Origin of the sequence: Nocardioides aquiterrae, assembly GCF_039526625.1 — a bacterium.
GTDB lineage: Bacteria > Actinomycetota > Actinomycetes > Propionibacteriales > Nocardioidaceae > Nocardioides > Nocardioides aquiterrae.
In genome coordinates, this window is sequence record NZ_BAAAJE010000011.1 from 37101 (window position 1) to 57032 (window position 19932).

The window sequence follows — 19932 nt, forward strand, 5'->3', positions numbered from 1 at the left end:
TCGCGGCGGCGGCGACCACGCTGAACCGCTACCCGGACCGCGAGTTCACCGAGCTGCGGACGGCGTTGGCGGCGTACCTGTCCCGGGACACGCCCCACGGCGTCACGCCGGAGCAGGTGTGGGCCGCCAACGGCTCCAACGAGGTGATGCTCCAGCTGCTCCAGGCCTTCGGCGGCCCGGGCCGGGTGGCGCTGAGCTTCGCGCCGACGTACTCGATGTATCCCGAGTACGCCCGCGACTCGGTGACCGAGTGGGTGGTCGGGCACCGCGAGAGCGACTTCGCGCTCGACCTCGACCACGCGCACGACCTGGTCAAGGAGAAGCAGCCGAGCGTCGTGCTGCTGCCGAGCCCGAACAACCCCACCGGCACCGCGCTGCCGCTGGACGCGGTGACCACGCTCTGCGAGGCCGCGGCCGGCAACGAGCAGAGCGGGATCGTGGTCGTCGACGAGGCGTACGGCGAGTTCCGCCGCGCCGGCACGCCGAGCGCGCTGGAGCTGCTGCCGCGGCACCGCAACCTGGTCGTGTCGCGCACCATGAGCAAGGCGTTCGCCCTGGCCGGGGCCCGGGTCGGGTACCTCGCCGCCGCGCCGGAGATCTGTGACGCGATCCGGGTCGTGCGGCTGCCGTACCACCTCTCCGCCGTCACCCAGGCGACCGCGCTCGCGGCGCTGCGGCACGCCCCCGAGCTGCTCGGCAAGGTCGACGAGCTGCGCGCCGAGCGTGACCGCACCGTCGACTGGCTGCGCGGTCGGGGGCTCACCGTGGCCGACACCGACGCGAACTTCGCGTTGTTCGGGACCTTCCCGGACCGTCATGCTGTGTGGCAGGGGCTGCTCGACCGGGGTGTGCTGATCCGGGAGACCGGCCCCGACGGCTGGCTGCGGGTGTCGATCGGCACCCGCGAGGAGATGCAGGCGTTCCAGGAAGCACTGACGCAGGTCATGGAGGAGCAGTCATGAGCAGGACGGCACGGATCGAGCGCCAGACCAAGGAGTCGAAGGTGCTGGTCGAGGTCGACCTCGACGGCACCGGTCGCACCGACGTCTCCACCGGGGTCGGCTTCTACGACCACATGCTCGACGCGTTCGGCCGGCACGCGCTGCTGGACCTGACCGTGCAGACCGAGGGCGACACCCACATCGACGCGCACCACACCGTCGAGGACACCGCGATCGTGCTCGGGCAGGCGCTGCGCGAGGCGCTCGGCGACAAGGCCGGCGTGCGCCGGTTCGGTGACGCCACCGTCCCGCTGGACGAGGCGCTGGTGCAGGCCGTCGTGGACGTCTCCGGGCGGCCGTACTGCGTGCACACCGGCGAGCCGGAGGGGCAGCAGTACGTCGTGCTCGGGGGCGCCTACCTCGGGTCCCTGACCCAGCACGTCTTCGAGACGATCGCGTTCCACGCGCACCTCGCGCTGCACGTGCGGGTGCTGGCGGGCCGCGAGCCGCACCACATCGTGGAGACGCAGTTCAAGGCGTTCGCCCGGGCGTTCCGCGACGCGATCGCGATCGACCCGCGCGAGACCGGCGTGCCGTCCACGAAGGGCAGTCTGTGACCCGTCCGAACGTCGTGGTCCTCGACTACGGGTCGGGGAACCTCCGCTCCGCCGTGCGCGCGGTCGAGCGCGCCGGCGCCGAGGTGACGCTCACGTCCGACCGCGCGCTGGCCCAGGACGCCGACGGGCTCGTCGTCCCCGGCGTGGGCGCGTTCGCGGCCTGCATGGAGGGGCTGCGTGCGATCCGCGGGCACGAGGTGATCGGCCGGCGGCTGGCCGGCGGGCGGCCGGTGCTCGGCATCTGCGTCGGGATGCAGATCCTGTTCGAGCGCGGAGTGGAGCACGGCGTGGAGACCGAGGGCTGCGACGAGTGGCCGGGCGTCGTCGAGCGGCTGCAGGCGCCGGTGGTGCCGCACATGGGCTGGAACACGGTCGACGTCGCGGCGGGCAGCACGCTGTTCCGCGGGATCGAGCAGGAGCGGTTCTACTTCGTGCACTCGTACGGCGTCCGCGACTGGACCCTGCAGACCAACGACCGCACCCGCGCGCCCCTGGTGCACTGGACCACGCACGGTGGCGACCGGTTCGTGGCCGCGGTCGAGAACGGCCCGCTGTCGGCGACCCAGTTCCACCCGGAGAAGTCCGGCGACGCCGGTGCTGCCCTGCTGCGCAACTGGGTGGAGTCGCTGTGAGGCCCGCGTCGTGAGCAAGGAGCGGGCCCAGCGGCGCGCCGAGCGCGAGCGCGAGGCCGCCGTCCTCGCCGCGGCCCGGGCCGCCGAGGCCGAGCGCCGGGAGCGCCGGGACGCCCGCCTCCGCGCGATGACGTCGCGCCTGCCCAGGCGGCGCCGCGGACCGTCGGGCATCCTCGCCGAGCGCCGGCGCACCCAGGGCCGGGTCCTGGTGCTCGCCGGCGTCGTCCTCAACGCGCTGGTCTGGTTCGCGACCGACGACTGGTACCTCCGGTCCCTGGCGCTGCTCCTGACCGTCCTGCTGCTCCCGCTCGTCCACGTCCTGATGACCCGAAAGTGATGGCTGTGTCCGACTATCTCGAGCTCCTCCCCGCCGTCGACATCACCGAGGGCCGCGCCGTCCAGCTCGCCCAGGGCGTCGCGGGCTCCGAGCGCGTGTACGGCGACCCGGTCGCCGCCGCGATGCGCTGGCAGGACGCCGGTGCCGAGTGGATCCACCTCGTCGACCTCGACGCGGCGTTCGGCCGCGGCTCCAACCGCGAGCTGCAGGCGGAGATCGTCGGCGCGCTCGACATCAAGGTCGAGATGAGCGGCGGCATCCGCGACGACGAGTCGCTGGCGGCCGCGCTGGCGACCGGCTGCCGGCGGGTCAACATCGGCACCGCCGCGCTCGAGCAGCCGGAGTGGTGCGCGCGGGTCATCGCCGAGCACGGCGACCGGGTCGCGATCGGCCTCGACGTACGCGGCCGGACGCTCGCGGCGCGCGGGTGGACCCAGGAGGGCGGCGACCTCTACGAGACGCTGGCCCGCCTCGACTCGGAGGGCTGTGCCCGGTACGTCGTCACCGACGTCAACAAGGACGGCATGCTCGCCGGCCCCAACCTGCAGCTCCTGCGCGACGTGTGCGCCGCGACCTCCGCGCCGGTGGTCGCGTCGGGCGGCGTCACCACGCTCGACGACATCCGGGCGCTGATGGCGCTGGTGCCCGAGGGCGTCGAGGGTGCGATCGCCGGGACCGCGCTGTACGAGGGGCGGTTCACGCTCGAGGACGCGCTGGAGCTGACGCGAGGGGCCCGGGGGAGGGCGGAGTGACGCTCGCCGTACGCGTGATTCCGTGCCTGGACGTCGACGCGGGCCGGGTCGTGAAGGGCATCAACTTCCGGGAGCTCCGCGACGCCGGGGACCCGGTCGAGCTGGCTCGGACGTACGACGCCGAGGGCGCCGACGAGCTGACCTTCCTCGACATCTCCGCCTCGCACGAGGGCCGGGCGACCACGATGGAGATCGTGTCCCGGACCGCCGAGGAGGTCTTCATCCCGCTGACCGTCGGCGGGGGAGTGTCGTCGGTCGAGGATGTCGACCGGCTGCTGCGCGCCGGGGCCGACAAGGTCGCGGTCAACACCGCGGCGATCCACCGCCCCGAGCTGGTCGCCGAGATCGCGGACCGGTTCGGCAACCAGGTCCTCGTGCTCTCCGTCGATGCGAGAAGGGTCGACGCCCGCCGCGGGCCCGGCACGCCGTCCGGCTTCGAGGTCACCACGCACGGGGGCCGCAAGTCCGCCGGCCTCGACGCGATCGAGTGGGCGGTCCGGGCCACCGAGCTGGGCGCGGGGGAGATCCTGCTCAACGCGATGGACGCCGACGGCACCGAGAACGGCTTCGATCTCGAGCTGATCCGCGCCGTGCGCCGCGAGGTCACCATCCCGATCATCGCCTCCGGCGGCGCCGGTGCGGTCGAGCACTTCCCGCCCGCGGTCGACGCCGGCGCGGACGCCGTCCTCGCGGCCACCGTGTTCCACTTCGGCACCCTGCGGATCGCGGACGTGAAGACGGCGCTGGCGGACGCCGGCCACCCGGTGCGCTGAGCTACGGCAACGGCAGCGTGTAGACCCGCCGCACGTCCGGGTGCGTGACGACCAGGTCGCCGCCGACCACCGCGGCCCCGACGTTCTCGGACGTCGGCGTCGCGTCGTCGAGGCGCACGGTGTCGCGCAGCTGGCCGGTGGCGGCGTCGAGGACGTAGACGGTCGGCCCGGCCTGGCCCACGACGTACACCGTGTCGTCGTGGCCGACGACCGCGTCGGCGTCGGGCAGGTCGCGGACGTCGGCGACCGGCTTCATGGTCCCGGCGTCGAGGGCGACCGCCTTGCCGCTCAGCGTGCAGGACACCCAGACGCGCCCGGCCACCTCGGCGATGCCCTGCGGGCCGACGCAGGAGGTGAGCCGGACCGTCCGGACCGTCCCGTCGGCGATCCGGGACACCGACGTGCCGCCGTAGTTCGCCACCCACACCCCGGAGTCGCCGGCGGCGACCAGGCGCGGCTCGTCATCGGTCCGGAACGCGGCCACCACCGCTCCGTCCGGGTCCAGCTCGACGACGCGGCCACCCGCCTGGTCGACCACCCACAGGTGCTCGCCGTCCCACGCGAGCCCCTCGGGCTCGCTGCCCTCCGGCTTCAGCTCCACCGTGGTGTCGACGTCCCCCGTCGCGGGGTCGATGCGGACGACGGTGCCGTCCCGGATCACGCTCACCCACACGCCGTCCGGGGTGCTCACGATCCGCAGCGGCGCCTCGCCCACGTCGATCGGGTCGCCGTCCCCGGGCAGCACCGTCCCCGCCTCGGGCTGCACGAGCCAGGCGTCTCCGCCGACGTCGGCAACGCCGACTGCCCCGGAGTCCAGCTCGGTGACGGTCGAGGCGCCGTCCGCCGGCATCAGGCCCTCGTCCGAGCCGCCACACCCCGTGAGGGCGGCCGCGAGGACGACGGCAGCCGCGGGCAGGGCTCGTCTCATGGCGTCAGCGTGCCCGTGGGCGCGCGATCAGGAGACGGTCGTGACCAGTTCGTTGTACAGGCGGTCGAGGGCAGCGTCGAGCTCGTCGGCGTGCTCCAGCATCCACACGTCGGTGTCGGTCACCCGGTAGGTGCCGGTGGGGTCCACGAGGCGGTGGAGGCCGTGCGGGCTGGTCCACAGGTAGGTGCCGTCGTCGATCTGTCTGAGGCGATAGCCGCGATGGGTCTTGGCCCGGTGGTTCGACCGGGAGAGCGGGGCGTCGTTGTGGTCGCCGGTCTGCCCGGGTGGTCCACCGGGGTCGAACGGGACCGCGTGGTCGTCGTCGTACCGGCCGGTCATCGTGTCGACGCCCGCGGCATACGGGAAGACGTCCCCCACGCACCGCAGCCGAGTGCGCTCGGAGATCTCGGACGGGAACTCGTAGGCGTTGACGCTGGTGTGCTCGTCGAGGTCGAGCACCGGCTTGACGGTCACCTGGGCGTGTCCGAGCAGCCGGGTGACCTGCTCGAGCAGCATCGGGCCGAGGCGCTCGACCCGGGCCATGCCGTTCGACGTCCCGGCGACGGCGCTCTCGTGGAGGTGAAGGTAGACGACGGCGCTGTGGTGCGGCTTGCGCCGGACCTCGGCGCCCGCCAGCAGCTCGCGAACGTCGTCCGGCCGGGCCAGCCAGCCGAACGCGATCGCACGCAGCTCGTCGCGGCTCAGGTCGTCGAGGGCCGCGGGCAGGTCCGGGTGGTGGGCGCGCAGGATGTCGGGCCGGGCCAGGAACGCGTCGACGATCCGCTCGAGCATCGCGTCGACCCACACGGCGTCGCTCGGCTCGACGCGGGCGAACACGCCCCGGGTGCCGGTCTCCACGTCGGTGACGCTCAGCCACACGCCGCGCCGGCGGCGCTCCTCCTCCAGCCGGGCGGCGTGGGCGGCGGTGTCGGCCTCGATGACCTTCGCCTCGGCGATCGTCAGCACCCGCCCGGGCGACTGCCCGCCGATCGCTTCGGCGACCGCCGCGTCCACGACCTCGACCTGGTGGCGGTCCAGCCGCCGCGACATCCGGGCGACCTTGCACGCCACCCAGGGCTCGCACGCGAGCTCGACCACCTGCGCCCAGACCCGGGGGAGCCGGTGGCGGAGGTCGAGGGCGTCCGCCATGGTCGACCGGGTCGCCATCGGGTGGGTCTGCCGGGCGATCGCAAGCTCGTGCACGCAGAGGTCCTGGACGCTCGGAGTGCCGTCACCCCCGAGCTCGACGAGCTTGTCGCCGCCGAAGCGGGCGGGAACGGCGCCCGGCTCGCGCTGCGGGTCGCCACCGTGCAGGTCGGCCCACTGCAGGACCAGCAGCAGGTCCTTGACCTGAGCCGTCCGGCGCTCGGTCAGCGCGGCCTCGCTCGCGGCGAGCACCGCCGCCGGGCTGTCTTCGCTGATCAAGACGACCATGGCGACATCATACTAGAACACCTGTTCGAATACAAGACCAGCGTGGATCGCCTCATCAGGGTCCGATCCAGCGAGCGCGCGCCGACAATAGGGATATGGACTCAGCACCCAGGCGCCGGACGCCCGTCCCAGGCGATGGTTCCGGAGGTGGCGCGTGGCGAGTCCGATGAACGCCCCGGTCGCAACGTCACCGAGATGGACGACCGCCACGGTCGCCGCGCTGTCCTGCGTCGGGTACGTGACCGTCTGCTGGGAATGGCGGAGATCGGTGACCAGACCACCACCCGTGCGGTCCTCGCGTCCTGGGTGCTCGGGATCGCCGGGATCGTGACCGGCCTTGTCCTCGGCCGCAGGAAGGAGTCCCGGCGTTGGGGTGTCGGCCTCGCGATGGGATTCGGCCTCGGATCGGTCATCGAGGCGATCGTCTTCGTGTGCTACCTCGCCTGGCTGGGCAACCACACCTCCTGATGATCCGCTCGGGCGGCCCAGCCCCTCGGCGCAAAGACCCCCGATCGCGGGATGCGAGGACTGCCACTTCGAGCCACGGTGGGGGACAGCGCGCCCGCGACCGGGCGATGCGACACGGCCGGTTGGTCGGAGCACTCGAGGAGGGCGTCATGACCGAACCCGTCACCCGGACCGAAGCCGATCCCGCGGGCACGGAGCCGGGCACCGACCCGGGCACGCGGCAGGTCACGCAGGTGGATCCCTCTCGCACCCTCGGCAGCGATCCGCCGACCACCGACTCCCGTCCGGTCGGCGCGGACGACCGGGCCGTCATCGCGGTCTTCCCCGACCTCGCCGCCGCCGAGCAGGCGGTCATCGCGCTCGCCAAGCGGGACTTCCCGGTCGACCGGATCTCGATCATCGGCAAGGACATGGAGAGCGAGATCCGGATCAACGGGTTCGTCACGACCGGTGACGTCGCGGGTCCCAGCGCGGCGACGGGGGCCTGGGTGGGAGGGCTGTTCGGCATCCTGACCGGGGCCGCGATGCTCTTCATCCCGGGTGTCGGCCCCCTCGTCGTCCTCGGTCCGCTGGCGGCGGCCGCTGTCGGCGCCGCGCAGGGCGCCCTGCTGGGGGGCGCGGTCGGCGCCCTCCTCGGACACTTCGTGGCCAAGAACTACCTCCCGAAGTACGAGGAGCTGGTGCGCACCGGCCACTACCTGCTGGTCGTCCACGGCACCGAGGAGGAGGTGGCCCGGGCACAGCGGCTGCTGACCGAGCTGGGCAGCACCGACGTCCAGCGGCACGACGAGTACCGCGGATCCATCGACCGGATCGGGCCGATCGAGCAGGTCTACGAGGGCATGAAGGTCGTGGACGTGAACGGCGAGGAGGTCGGCAAGGTCGAGTTCGTCAAGCTGGGCGAGCCGGAGGCGATCACCCTCCAGGGCGAGGACCCCTCCGTGATGCCGGACGTGCCGGGCCCGTTCGCTGCGCGGCTGATGCTCACCGGCTACCTCAAGGTCGACCGCAAGGGCCTGTTCGCCCGCGACGCGTACGTCTCCGCCACCCAGATCGACAGGGTCGAGGGCAACACCGTCCACCTCACCGTGTCGAAGGACATGCTGCTGACCAAGCGGACCTGAAGGCGTCCGCCCGCCTACGCTGATCCGGTGACCGACGTCCTGGACGAGGGCCCGTTCTTCCACGGCACCAAGGCCGACCTGCAGGTCGGCGACCTGCTCACCGCCGGGTACCGGTCGAACTACCGGCCCGAGGTGGTGATGAACCACATCTACTTCACGGCGCTGCCGGACGGTGCCGGGCTCGCCGCGGAGCTCGCCTCGGGCGACGGCGAGCCACGGGTGTACGCCGTCGAGCCGACGGGACCCTTCGAGAACGACCCGAACGTGACCGACAAGAAGTTCCCCGGCAACCCCACCCGGTCCTACCGCAGCACCGAGCCGCTGAGGGTCGTCGGCGAGGTCGCTGACTGGCCTCGCCTCAGCCCCGAGGCGCTGCAGGGGTGGCGCGACCGGCTGGCGGCGATCCTGGCCGACGAGCGCGGCGAGATCATCAACTGACCGGAGGTCGCGACACCCCAGCGGCCTCAGCCCCTCAGCACCACGAACGACACCGTCCGCGACACCCGCTCGTTGTCCCGGTTGCCCAGGTAGTCGACCGAGAGGTCGACCCTCCCGTCCTTCCGGAACACCGGCAGCGTGAGGGTCACGGCGCCGTCGACGAGGGTGCCCTGGATCGAGCCGAGCGACGACCCGGTGACCCGGACGTCGCCGGTGACGACCTGCCCGGGGGCCGTCAGGCTCACGTCGAGGACGACGCGCGTCTGGTTGCGGACGACGACGTCCGGGCTGCGGTCGACCGTCATCGCCGGCGTCGCCTTGGTGGCGAGGACGACGGTGCCGGCGTCGGACGCGCGGGTGTTGGCGTCGCCGGTGTAGCGGACCGTCACCAGGTGCGGGCCGACGCTGTCGAACGGGCCGACGAGGGCGTTGGCGGTGCCGTCCGCGGCGACCGGGACCGTCGCGACCGCGACGCCGTCGGCGGAGAACACCACCGACCCGCCCGGCGTGCCCGCCGAGGACCGGACCCTGGCGGTCACCGAGACCGCGCCCTGGTGCACCTTCACCACGTACCGGTCGACCGAGATGCTCGTCGTCGAGTCGGCCTTCACCACCTGGACGGACACCGTCGCGGAGGACGGCTTGTTCTTCGCGTCGCCGGAGTACTTCAGGGTCAGCGTGTGGCTGCCGACCGCGAGTGCCTTGGCCGGGACCACGATCTCCGCCTTGCCGTTCCTCGCCACGCTGGCGCTCCCGACCGGGGTGCCCGCCTCGTCCAGCGTCACGACGCCGGTGGTGCGCTCCTTCGACCGGACGCGGATCTCCACCTCGCCGTCCTCGCCCCAGACGATCGGGTCCGCCTGGCCGGAGACGGTGGTCTCGACCTGGCTCCCGCCGCCGCCACCGGGCGGGGTCACGCTGATCGCGACCGTGGTGCTGCCGGCAGCGGTGTTCGCGTCGCCGGAGTACGTGAGCGTCACGGTCTTCGTCCCGGTCGTGTCGAACGGGCCGACGGTGCAGGTGGCGGTGCCGTCGGCCAGCGTGACGTCGGCAGGGCTGCCGTCGTCGCAGGTGACCGTGCCGGTCGGGGTCACGCCGGCCGAGGACACGGTGACCGTGACCTGCGAGGTGCCGGTGTTCTGCGTGACCGTGCTCGGCGCCGCGAGCGCGCTGACGGTCGGGGCGACCTTGGCGACCGTGACGGTCGCCGCGGCCGCGCCGGCCGCGGTGCGGGCGTCGCCGCCGTAGGAGACGGTGACGGTCCGGTTGCCCGCCGTGCTCCACGGCCCGACCGCGCAGCTGGCGCCGCCGTCGGCGAGCGTCGCGACCACGTCGGACATCCCCGGGGCCGAGCAGGTGACGGTGCCGGTCGGGGTGACCCCGGTCGCGGACACCTGCACCAGGACCGTCGAGGTCTGGCCCGGGTCGACGGTGGCGGGGGAGGCCGTCGCCTCCACCACCGGGGTGGCCTTGTCGACCGTGACGTGGACCGCGGCGGTCGACGGCTGGTGGGCGTCGTCGCCGCCGTAGCCGAGCGTCAGCGTGTGCGCGCCGGGCTCGAGGGAGCCGGCCGGGAGGGTGAACGCACCCGCGCCGCCCGCCAGGGTCACCGTGCCGAGGACGGTGCCGCCGTCCTTGACGGTGACCGCGCCGGTCGCCGTGGCCGGCGCGACCTCGACCTGCAGGTCCACGGGCTGGCCGTACGCCACGGTGACGTCACCGGCGGAGACCGTCGTGGCCGTCCGGTTGTCGCGCGTGGGGATCGTGATCGGGAACGACGTGCCGCTCCGATCCCCCCTGAGCAGGAACGTCGTCGTCGGGCCGGTCACGCCGGCCGGCACCGTGAACGTCACGTGGGCGGTGCCGGCCGCGTCGTCCGGCACGCTCCGCAGCGCGTTGCCGACGGTCGCGGCCGGGCCGACCGGCGTGTCGCCGGCGTAGACCCGGACGGTGCTGTCCTGGGTGTCGGCCTGGACCTGGTCGCCGGTCATCGCCAGGGACGAGACGTCCAGGGTGACGGCGTCACCGGCGACGAACCCGCCGTCCGGGACGGTGCCGAGGACGACGTCCACCGCGTGCTGGGCGAAGTCGGGGCTCACCGTCGGGTGCGCGGCGAGGTAGTCGACGGTCGCCTGCAGGTCGGTGAACCCGGTGTCCTGCTTGTGGGTCCCGGCGGTGAGGCCGCGGAAGTTGTCGCCGCCGTCGACCAGGAAGTTGGTCGCGGCCACGTGGTACGTCGCGGACGCGTCGATCGGCTCGCCGTCCAGCCACATGCCGGTGATCCGGTCGCCCTCGGGGCGGTTCGGGTCGGCGGCGAACTGGAAGCCCTTCGAGGTGCCGAGCCGCAGGAACGGCCGCGACGGGACGTTGCCGTCCGGGTCGCGCTGCCACTGCTGCTCGAGCACCGTCTTGATCTGGGCGCCGGTCAGGTCGAGGGTCATCAGCGTGTTGGCGAACGGCTGCACGTCGGCAGCCTGCCGGTAGGTGATGTCCGACGGGTAGCTGCCGCTGCCCAGCAGGTCGGCGCGCAGGCCGCCCGGGTTCATGAACGCGATCTGGGCGCCGGTCCTCCAGCGCTGGATCTCGGCGACCAGGTTGCCGAGCGTCGACTCGCCACCGCGGTTCTCGACCACCGTGCTGGTGGTCGGGTCCTGCCGGCGGGCCCGCTGGAACGGCCCGGTCTCGCTGCCGAGGCTGACCGCGCCCTGGACGTTGGCGTTGTCGACGGCGGCGTCGACGATGTCCTGGGTGGCGCCGTCCGGGTCGTAGTCCTTCATCGCCAGCACGTGCTGGCGGATGTCGAGCAGGTCGTCGGTGCCCGGCGCGTAGTCGAACTCGAGCTGGTTGAGGTACGAGCCGTACTGGCCGGCCGAGACGACCGGTCGCTGGGTGACGGTCCGGCCGGACCAGCCGGGCACGTCCTGCTTGCAGTTGTACTTCAGGTGGGTGTGCCCGGACACGATGGCGTCGACGGTCGGGTCGACGTCCGCGACGATCTGGCCGAAGCGGTTGCCCGGGTCGAGGACGGTCGAGCAGTCGGGAGCCGGGGCGCCCTCGTGCACGAGCATCACCACGAGGTCGCAGGGCGCCCCGCCACAGCCGTCGGTCTTCAGGTCCTCGGCCGAGGCGTTGACCTCGTCGACGATGTGCGTGAGGTAGACGTCGGCCAGGGCGCTCGGGGCGACCAGCGACGGCAGGTCCTCGGTGACGGCGCCGACGAACCCGACGGTGTGGCCGTCCGGCAGCTCCTTCCACCAGGTGGCGCCGTTCGAGTGCTCGTAGGAGCGGGCCGTGTGCTCCGGCGCGAGCGCGTAGCTGTCGTCGGCGCGCAGCCGCACGTTGGCGGCAAGGTACGGCCAGTCGGCGCCGTCGTCCGACATGACCCGGTCCCTCAGGTCGTGGTAGCCCTTGTCGAACTCGTGGTTGCCCGCGGACGAGACGTCGAGGCCGGCCTCGTTGAGGGCATCCAGCGTCGGCTGGTCCTGGGCGATGAACGACTCGAACGTCGAGGCGCCGATGATGTCGCCGGCCATCGCGAAGATGGTGTCCGGGTTGTCGGCGCGCAGGCCCTTGACGGCGCCCGCCATTGCGGCGGCACCGGCCGCGGCGCTGCCCGGGTCGTCGAGGATCCGGCCGTGGAAGTCGTTCGAGGCCAGGACCTGGACGGTGTCGACGTCGGCCGGCGGCGGGTTCAGCGGCGCGTTCACGCCGATGATCTCCGGGTTGTGGTCCGACGCGCGGAACGGCGTGGTGCCGTCGTACAGGTTGGTGACGTTGTAGTTGTAGCGGCTGTACTCGTAGTACACCGGCTCGTTCGCGTTGATCGCCCACACGGTCTGCCCGGTGACCATGCCGACCGCGGCGTCGTTGGCGAACACGTGGTCGAGCGAGCCCATCAGGCCGCCGAAGGAGTAGGACTTCTGGTGGTTGTCGGGCGCGAGCTCGTGCCAGCCGGCGTCCTCCAGCGTGAGGACCGGGTCCTCCTTGCTGTAGGCGTTGTAGTCACCGGTCAGGAACACCGCCGGGATGCCCTTGTCCTCGGAGACCGACTGCGCGAAGGCGTCCAGCGCCCTGGCCTGCCGGATGCGGTCGCCGTTGTAGTAGCCGGCGCCGTCGCCCTTGTCGTTGTTGTCGGTGCCCAGGACCGTCGAGATGTCGGTCGGTCCACCCTTGGACTTGAAGTGGTTGACGATGACGATGAAGCCGTCGTCGCGGTTGCCGCCCACGCGCTTGAACGCCTGGGCGAGCGGCTCGCGGGCGTTGCGGAACGGCGCGGAGTTCACGAGGATCTCCGACCGGCCGACGGTCTCCACGACCCGCGGGTTGTAGATGAACGCGGAGCGGATCGCGTCCTGCTCGGCGATCGTCGGCTGCGCCTCGAGCCGCGGGCTCGGGGCGTAGGCCCAGCGCGGCGTCGGGTTCGTGTCGCCCGGGTGGTTGGTGTTCCAGTCGGCGTTCAGGACGTCCACCAGGTGGGTCACGGCCCGGTCGCGGTCGGCGTACCCGAGCTTGATCGCGTTCTCGACCTCCTCCAGGCTCATCACGTCGGCGTCCATGGTGTTGATCGCCCGGATCTCCTTGGCCTGCTGGCGCTCGAAGTCCGCCTTCGCGTCGGTCAGGTCGGCGCAGCCGCACTTCTGCGCGGCCCCGCGCGGGCCCGGGGCGCCGTCCTTGACCGGCGTCGCCGGGGGCACCACGCCGCGGCCGTCGGTCCAGGTGCACGTGTTCGCGGTGACCCGGCCCGGGAACGTCGGGCTCGCGCCGGAACCGTTGCGGTCGGTGTAGTAGGTGCACTTGCGGTCGGCACCGAGGTAGGCGTCACCGCCCTGCGAGACCCAGGTCTCGGCGTCGTCGACGAAGTAGTTGAGCATGTTGAACGTCGCGATCTTGACGTTCCCGCCGACGTTCTCCGGCGTCGCCGGACGGTCCTGCTCGATCGTGATGCCCTGGGCGCTCCCGTCCGTGCCGCCGTCGACCTTGGACCGCGGCTGGAGCTTCCACAGGTCGTTGCGGAAGTCCAGCACGACCGGCTGGGCAAACGTGACGTCGGCGCCGATCCGCACGGTGTGGCCGGGCCCGGTCAGCCACGGGAACGCCGTACCGGTGGTGGACGAGTAGTCGACGTTGGCGCCGTCGTCGAGGGTGATCATGTGGGCGGCGTTGAACTGGCCGATCGCCGCGTGCAGGGCCGCGTCGTCCGTCGGGTTCGCGAGCTCGGTCGGGATCATCAGCGGCGTCGCCGAGTTCGCCGCCAGCCCGATCTCGCCCTTCATCTGGAAGCCCTCGCTGCCCGACTGGGTCCACGGGCTGCCGTCGTAGGAGTCCGAGACCGTGTACGGGTCGGCCGGCAGGAAGAGCTCGCCCTCGTGGGCCTCGCGGGCCGCCTCGAGGGCAGCGCCGGTGAGGCAGTCGGTGCTGGTGCCGGTGATCGTGCAGTCGGTGCCCGGGACGACCGTCGCGGGGACGACCGCCTCGGCCGGAGTGGCGTCGCGGACGGTCAGGTTGGCGGCGTTGGTCACCGTCAGCTCGGTCATCCCGCGGAACTCGCTGACCTTGGCGCTGCTGATGTCGACGTGCTTCCCGACCGCCTGGACCGGCAGGCTGCCGGTGAAGACGAAGATGCCGTCCGAGGCGCCGGGGGTGGCGTCGTTCGCCGGGTCGTAGCCCGCGGTCTGGAGGTAGAAGCCGGCGAAGTTGCCGGTGCCCGGCGCGTAGGCCGCGGTCACGACGCCGCTCGTCGCCACGGTCGCGCCGTTGAGCGGCGTGGTGGCGCCGGTGCCCTGGATCTGCGGGATCGTCCGGACCGGGACGACCGTGCTCGCGTTCGGGCTGAGGTCGGCGGAGGCGAGGTCTGCGGAGTTGTCGTCGGTGTCGACGCCGCCGGCCGCCCGGGCCAGCGAGGTGGTCCCGGTGAGGTTGCCGGCGTCGGCGGCCGTGGTCTCGTACGCCGACGCGGTACCCCAGCCGACCAGGTCGGTGACGTACTGCCCGGTCGCGCTGCCGTAGTCGATGGCGCCGGCCCCGGTGTCGAAGGCCGTCGCGCTCTTCGCGACGAAGAGGGTGCCGCCGGCCTTGCCGAGGTCGGGCGCGGTGGCGCTCAGGTCGTAGCCGGGGTCGAACGGGACGGCCTGCCCGCTGGAACCGGAGGTGCCGAGCTGGAGCACGTCGTAGCTGCCGGCGGGGAGCGAGCCGGCGAGATCCTTGAGCTTGGTCACCGTGCCGTCCGGGGCGCGGTACTGGAGGCTCAGGCCGGCCATCGGCAGCGCGGCGGAGCCGGTGTTCTGGAGCTCGACGAAGTCGTGGTCGTAGCCGGCCGCGTCGGTGCCGCCCTCGGTGTAGACCTCGGTGATCCTCAGGGCCTTCGGGGCGACGCACGCGCAGCTGCGCGGGTCGGCGACACCGGACCCGGCGGTGGTGAACTCGGCGCTGTTGTCGTCGGCGTCGGCCGTCGTGCGCCGGATCGACGTGGTGTTGCTGGGCGCGGGAGCGGCGAGGCTCGAGGTGGTGGCCGCGTTCTCGTAGACGTTGGCGGTCGATCCGTAGCCGACCAGGTCGACGATCCTGCTGTAGTCGATGTTGCTCGTCGCGCCGATCATGGCGTTGGTCAGCAGCGTGCCCTGGTTGGACAGGATGACCACGCCGGTCGTGCCCGACAGGTTCATGCCCGTGTTCGCCGCGTCGGGCGAGATCGTCCCCGCCGTCGTCGGCGCCGTGGAGGCGCCCCCCACCAGGTAGTAGCTCCCGGCCGGGATCCAACCGGTCAGGTCGACCTTCGAGGACGCGCCGCTGCTCGACGTGGCCGCGCGGTACTGCACCGACCAGCCGTTGACGTTCACGGCACTGCTCGTCGGGTTGTAGAGCTCGATGAAGTCCTGGTTGTACAGGTTGCCGGCGCCGTTGCCGCCGAAGATCTCGCTGATCACGATGCTGGTGCTCGGGACCGCCTGGGCGGGAGCAGCCAGCAGCGCGACCGGCGAGGCGACGAGGGCGAGGACCAGAGCGAGGAGTCCGGTGCGGCGGGGGCGCGTGGATCGGGTGGGCACGGACACGCGAGTGACCTTTCGGAAGCCTGCGGGTACGACGAGGCAGCCGAGGCGGCGGGTGGTGCTGGAGGCTCCCGGGAGCAGCACCCCCGGAAAGTGCGCTCAGCCTAGGCAGCGCCCCCGGGTCGCGGAGTGATGCTGAGAAAAAGGTTCGACGAAATCGCGGGCGCTGGGATGGCAACAGTTGCCGAGGAGCACCCGTCCGGATGAGGTCAGGTGCTGAGGTCGGCGCCCCGCAGCGCCGCGATCCGGTCGCCCGGCCCCTCGAACGCCAGGTCCCGCACCGCCGTACGGCCGAAGAGGAACAGCACCAGCTCGACGACCGGGCCGGTCACGGTCACCGGGTCGGCGCCCTTCCGCAGGACCGCGGTGGCGCCCGTGTCGGAGCGCCGCAGCACGGTCGGCGCCGGCAGCTTGCGGCCGAAGAACGAGCCGCCACGGCTCAGCTGGGACCAGAGCAGGTCGAGGTCGGCGGCGGGCAGGTCCCGAGGCGACCAGTCGGGCTGCCCGCGGCGCAGGTCCTCGTGGTGGACGACCAGCTCGAAGGTGTTGATGAGCCGGTCCAGCGGCGAGAGGACCCGCAGCACGGGCGCCGGCGAGCGGAGCGTCTCGACCTGCACCTCGAACGGCTTCGCCCGCCGGTGCGCCATGGCGCGCTCGGTGAGCCCGGCCAGCTGCGGCACCACGTTGCCGAGCGAGGAGACCGGGTTGCGCTCGCGGACCAGCAGGTGCGAGACGAGGTCCTGGGCGTCCCAGCCCTCGCACAGCGTGGGCGCGTCCGGCCCCACGACGAGCGCGAGGTCGCAGAGCTCGTGGCGCTCCCGGAGCGCGAGGTAGGCCGTCATGGGTCCGACGATACGGTTGGGCCGGCGAACAGGAAGGTGGCCAGGTGGCGAGCAGGCGGGGGACCACGGCGGAGGGCTTCGCCGTACTCGGGGTGGCGATCCGCCGGGAACCGGTGATCTTCACGCTGTCCACGATCGGCAGCCTGCTGTTCGGCGCGCTGACCGTCGCCGACGCGTGGGTGCTCGGCTGGGCGACCGACCACGCCGTGCTGCCCGCCTTCGAGAACGGCGAGATCGACGGCTCGCTGCTGTGGGCGGTGCTCGCGCTGTTCCTGGGCGTCGCGATCCTGCGCGCCGTCGGGATCGTCGCGCGCCGGCTCGGCGCCGGCGTCATGCAGTACCGCATGCAGGCGCACAGCCGCCGCGCGGTGACCCGGCAGTACCTCTCGCTCCCGATGGAGTGGCACCAGCGCCACCCGACCGGGCAGCTGCTCTCCAACGCCAACTCCGACGTCGAGGCCGCCTGGGGGCCGATCGCGCCCCTGCCCATGGCGGTCGGCACCGTGGCGATGATGGTGATCGCGGTCGTGCAGATGTTCCTCGCCGACGTGGTGTTGGCGCTGGTCGGCCTGCTGGTCTTCCCGGCGGTCGTGGTCGCCAACCTGGTCTACCAGCACTACTCCTCGCCGCTGATGACCAAGGCCCAGCAGCTGCGCGCCGAGCTCAGCGAGGTCGCCCACGAGTCGTTCGACGGTGCGATGGTCGTCAAGACGCTCGGCCGCGAGCGCGAGGAGACCGCGCGGTTCGCCGAGATCGCGAACCGGCTCCGCGACGTCAACATCCGGGCGGGCCGGATCCGCGCGGCGTTCGACCCGACGCTGGCGGCGCTCCCGAACCTCGGGGTCCTCGTCGTCCTCGCCGTGGGCGTGGCCCGGGTGCTGAGCGGCGCCACCGACCCCGGCGACGTCGTCACCGTCGCGTACCTGCTGACGATCGTGTCCTTCCCGATCCGCTCGATCGGCTGGCTGCTGGGGGAGTTCCCCCGCAGCGTCGTCGGCTTCCACCGGGTCCGGAGCGTGCTGCGCGCCCGCGGCGAGATGCGGTACGGCGACCGGGCGGCCGCCCGCACCGACGCCGGCGCCCGCCTCGAGGTCGAGCACCTGGCGTACCGCTACGACCCCGACCAGCACCTGCTCGACGACGTCACGTTCACCGTCGAGCCCGGCCGGACCGTGGCGCTGGTCGGCGCCACGGCGTCCGGCAAGAGCACGCTCACCAGCCTGATGACCCGGCTCATCGACCCCGACGAGGGCCGGATCCTCCTCGACGGCACCGACCTGCGCGACCTCGGCAGGGGTGAGCTCGCCGGAGTGGTCTCGGTGGTCGCGCAGACCGCGTTCCTCTTCGACGACACCGTGCGCGGCAACGTCACGCTGGGCGCCGACGTCAGCGACGACGAGGTCTGGGCGGCGCTGCGCGCCGCGCAGGCCGACGGCTTCGTCGCGGCGCTGCCGCACGGCCTCGACACCCGGCTCGGGGAGCGCGGCACCTCGCTGTCCGGCGGGCAGCGACAGCGGATCTCGCTGGCCCGTGCGCTGGTGCGCCGGCCGCGGCTGCTCATCCTCGACGACGCGACGTCCGCGGTCGACCCCGAGGTCGAGGCGCGCATCCTGGAGGCGCTGCGGTCGGGCACGAGCGACGCGACGCTGGTGGTGGTCGCCTACCGCAAGGCGACGATCTCGCTCGCCGACGAGGTCGTGCACCTGCAGGACGGGCGCGTCGCCGACCGCGGCACGCACGCCGAGCTGCTCGAGCGCAGCCCGGCCTACGCCCACCTGGTCAACGCCTACGAGCTGCAGGCGGCCGAATGAGCGCCGTGGAGTCCGGCGAGGAGATCGGCGCGATCGCGACGCTCCGCCGCGGGGTGCACTTCTCACCCGAGCTCAAGGACGGCATCGGCTGGACCCTCGTCCTCGCCGTGGTCGCGTCGCTCGGGCAGGTGGTGATCCCCATCGCCGTGCAGAAGACCATCGACCACGGCCTCAACGGCCCCCACGGGCCCGACGTCGCGTTCACCGTCGAGATGGGGATCGCCGCCGCGGCCGCGCTCGTGGTGACCAGCTGCGCGTCGTACCTGATGACGGCGCGGCTGTTCACCTCCTCCGAGCGCGGGCTCGCGACGCTGCGCATCAAGGCGTTCCGCCACGTCCACGACCTGCCGCTGCTCACCCAGAACACCGAGCGCCGCGGGGCGCTCGTCTCCCGGGTCACCAGCGACGTCGACCAGGTCAGCCAGTTCCTCGTGTTCGGTGGCCTGCTGTTCGTGGTGAGCATCGGCCAGGTGCTCGTCGCGACCGTCGTGATGGTGATCTACAGCTGGCAGCTCGCGCTCGTCGTGTGGGTCTGCTTCGCGCCGCTCTTCCTCTCGCTGCGCTTCTTCCAGCGCAAGCTCTCCGCGGCGTACGGCACGGTCCGCCAGCAGGTGGGCGTGATGCTCTCCGCGATCTCCGAGCCGGTGGTGGGCGCGGCCGTCGTGCGGTCGTACGCCGTCGAGGACCGCACCCAGGAGCGCATCGACCACGCGATCGACGAGTACAAGGCCGCCAGCACCCGGGCCCAGGGCTTCACGGCGTTCTCGTTCTCGCTCGGCGGCGTGTCCGCGGGCCTGGCCAACGCCGGCGTGCTGATCGTCGGCATCTGGCTCGGGTTCGCCGGCGACATCACGGCCGGCACCGTGCTCGCCTTCGCGTTCCTGGTCTCGCTGTTCGTCGGGCCGGTGCAGATGGGCACCCAGATCCTCACCGACGCGCAGAACGCGATCGCCTCCTGGCGCCGGGTGATCGGCATCCTCGAGACGCCCGCCGACCTGGTCGACCCCGGCCCGGACGGCTCGACGCTGCCGCACGAGCCGGTCGACGTGCGGTTCCGGGACGTCATGTTCGCCTACCCCGGCGGCCCGCCGGTGCTCCGCGACATCGACCTCGAGATCGCGGCCGGCACCCGTGTCGCCGTGGTCGGCGAGACCGGCTCGGGCAAGTCGACGATCGCCAAGCTGCTGACCCGGTTGATGGACCCGACCGAGGGCGCCGTGCTGCTCGACGGCATCGACGTGCGCGACATCGCCCAGGAGTCCCTGCGCCGCAGCGTCGTGCTGGTGCCGCAGGAGGGCTTCCTCTTCGACGACACCATCGCCGCGAACGTCCGGTACGGCCGGCTCGACGCCACCGACGAGGAGATCGTCGCGGCGGCGGACTCCCTCGGCCTCGGCGACTGGCTCGCCGGCCTGCCGAACGGCATCGCGACCCGGGTCGGCCAGCGCGGCGAGTCGATGTCGGCGGGGGAGCGGCAGCTGGTCGCGCTCTGGCGCGCGCAGCTCGCCGACCCCGACCTGCTGGTGCTCGACGAGGCGACCAGCGCGGTCGACCCCGCGCTGGAGATGCGGATCGGGCGCGCGCTCGAGCGGCTGATGCGCGGCCGGACGTCGGTGACGATCGCGCACCGGCTCAGCACCGCCGAGGCCGCCGACGAGGTCGTCGTCGTCGACCGCGGCCGGGTCGTGCAGCGCGGGCCGCACGCGGTCCTGGTCCGGCAGGAGGGCTCGGTCTACGCCGGGCTGCACGCCTCCTGGGTGGCCCAGCAGGCCAGTTGAGACCCAGTTGC

Annotated in this window: 15 protein-coding genes; 11 read left to right on the forward strand and 4 right to left on the reverse strand. The window is 72.6% G+C overall.

All coding sequences use genetic code 11. The features are described 5' to 3' along the window. From ABD086_RS12490 to hisF, 6 genes are all read left to right on the forward strand, one after another. A partial coding sequence (locus tag ABD086_RS12490; protein WP_343907868.1) for a histidinol-phosphate transaminase occupies positions 1-962 on the forward strand: 962 nt, incomplete at its 5' end. Further along, positions 959-1558, forward strand: a complete 600-nt coding sequence (gene hisB, locus ABD086_RS12495) for an imidazoleglycerol-phosphate dehydratase HisB (protein ID WP_343907870.1) — start codon at positions 959-961, stop codon at positions 1556-1558. The genes ABD086_RS12490 and hisB, both read left to right, overlap by 4 nt. Further along, entirely contained in the window at positions 1555-2190 is a 636-nt protein-coding gene (gene hisH / locus ABD086_RS12500) for an imidazole glycerol phosphate synthase subunit HisH (protein ID WP_343907871.1), read from the forward strand. Before hisB ends, hisH begins: the two co-directional genes overlap by 4 nt. Before the next feature lie 10 nt (positions 2191-2200). Continuing rightward, on the forward strand, positions 2201-2527 hold the full coding sequence (locus ABD086_RS12505; protein WP_343907872.1) for a hypothetical protein: 327 nt from the start codon (positions 2201-2203) through the stop codon (positions 2525-2527). Between the two features lie 5 nt (positions 2528-2532). Beyond that, the gene (gene priA / locus ABD086_RS12510; protein ID WP_343907873.1) at positions 2533-3279 is read left to right on the forward strand and encodes a bifunctional 1-(5-phosphoribosyl)-5-((5-phosphoribosylamino)methylideneamino)imidazole-4-carboxamide isomerase/phosphoribosylanthranilate isomerase PriA; all 747 of its coding nucleotides are present in this window, start codon (positions 2533-2535) and stop codon (positions 3277-3279) included. Continuing rightward, positions 3276-4052, forward strand: coding sequence for an imidazole glycerol phosphate synthase subunit HisF (gene hisF / locus ABD086_RS12515; protein ID WP_343907874.1), 777 nt, complete (start codon positions 3276-3278; stop codon positions 4050-4052). The genes priA and hisF overlap by 4 nt, the downstream gene beginning before the upstream one ends. A 1-nt stretch (position 4053) precedes the next feature. On the opposite strand, the gene ABD086_RS12520 is transcribed toward hisF, so the two are convergent. Beyond that, positions 4054-4980, reverse strand: coding sequence for a Vgb family protein (locus ABD086_RS12520; RefSeq protein WP_343907875.1), 927 nt, complete (start codon positions 4978-4980; stop codon positions 4054-4056). 27 nt (positions 4981-5007) lie between these two features. Next, on the reverse strand, positions 5008-6414 hold the full coding sequence (locus tag ABD086_RS12525) for a hypothetical protein (RefSeq protein WP_343907876.1): 1407 nt from the start codon (positions 6412-6414) through the stop codon (positions 5008-5010). A gap of 255 nt (positions 6415-6669) precedes the next feature. Between ABD086_RS12525 and ABD086_RS12530 the strand changes: the two genes are divergently transcribed. The 3 genes from ABD086_RS12530 (at position 6670) to arr (ending at position 8444) form a co-directional block, all read left to right on the forward strand. Then, the gene (locus ABD086_RS12530) at positions 6670-6882 is read left to right on the forward strand and encodes a hypothetical protein (RefSeq protein WP_343907877.1); all 213 of its coding nucleotides are present in this window, start codon (positions 6670-6672) and stop codon (positions 6880-6882) included. A gap of 149 nt (positions 6883-7031) precedes the next feature. After that, positions 7032-8006: a general stress protein gene (locus ABD086_RS12535; RefSeq protein WP_343907878.1), complete on the forward strand. Its 975-nt coding sequence runs from the start codon at positions 7032-7034 to the stop codon at positions 8004-8006. A gap of 27 nt (positions 8007-8033) precedes the next feature. Continuing rightward, complete coding sequence (gene arr / locus ABD086_RS12540; protein ID WP_343907879.1) at positions 8034-8444, forward strand: NAD(+)--rifampin ADP-ribosyltransferase; 411 nt, start codon at positions 8034-8036, stop codon at positions 8442-8444. Positions 8445-8470: 26 nt separating this feature from the next. On the opposite strand, the gene ABD086_RS12545 is transcribed toward arr, so the two are convergent. Both ABD086_RS12545 and ABD086_RS12550 read right to left on the reverse strand, forming a co-directional pair. Then, positions 8471-15493 (reverse strand): ExeM/NucH family extracellular endonuclease, encoded by a 7023-nt coding sequence (locus ABD086_RS12545; RefSeq protein ID WP_343907880.1) that lies wholly within the window; start codon positions 15491-15493, stop codon positions 8471-8473. 206 nt (positions 15494-15699) lie between these two features. Continuing rightward, entirely contained in the window at positions 15700-16332 is a 633-nt protein-coding gene (locus tag ABD086_RS12550) for a TIGR03085 family metal-binding protein (RefSeq protein WP_343907881.1), read from the reverse strand. Between the two features lie 44 nt (positions 16333-16376). Between ABD086_RS12550 and ABD086_RS12555 the strand changes: the two genes are divergently transcribed. Both ABD086_RS12555 and ABD086_RS12560 read left to right on the forward strand, forming a co-directional pair. Further along, on the forward strand, positions 16377-18143 hold the full coding sequence (locus ABD086_RS12555) for an ABC transporter ATP-binding protein (protein WP_343907882.1): 1767 nt from the start codon (positions 16377-16379) through the stop codon (positions 18141-18143). Beyond that, positions 18140-19921, forward strand: a complete 1782-nt coding sequence (locus ABD086_RS12560; RefSeq protein WP_343907883.1) for an ABC transporter ATP-binding protein — start codon at positions 18140-18142, stop codon at positions 19919-19921. The genes ABD086_RS12555 and ABD086_RS12560 overlap by 4 nt, the downstream gene beginning before the upstream one ends. Positions 19922-19932: the final 11 nt, after the last annotated feature.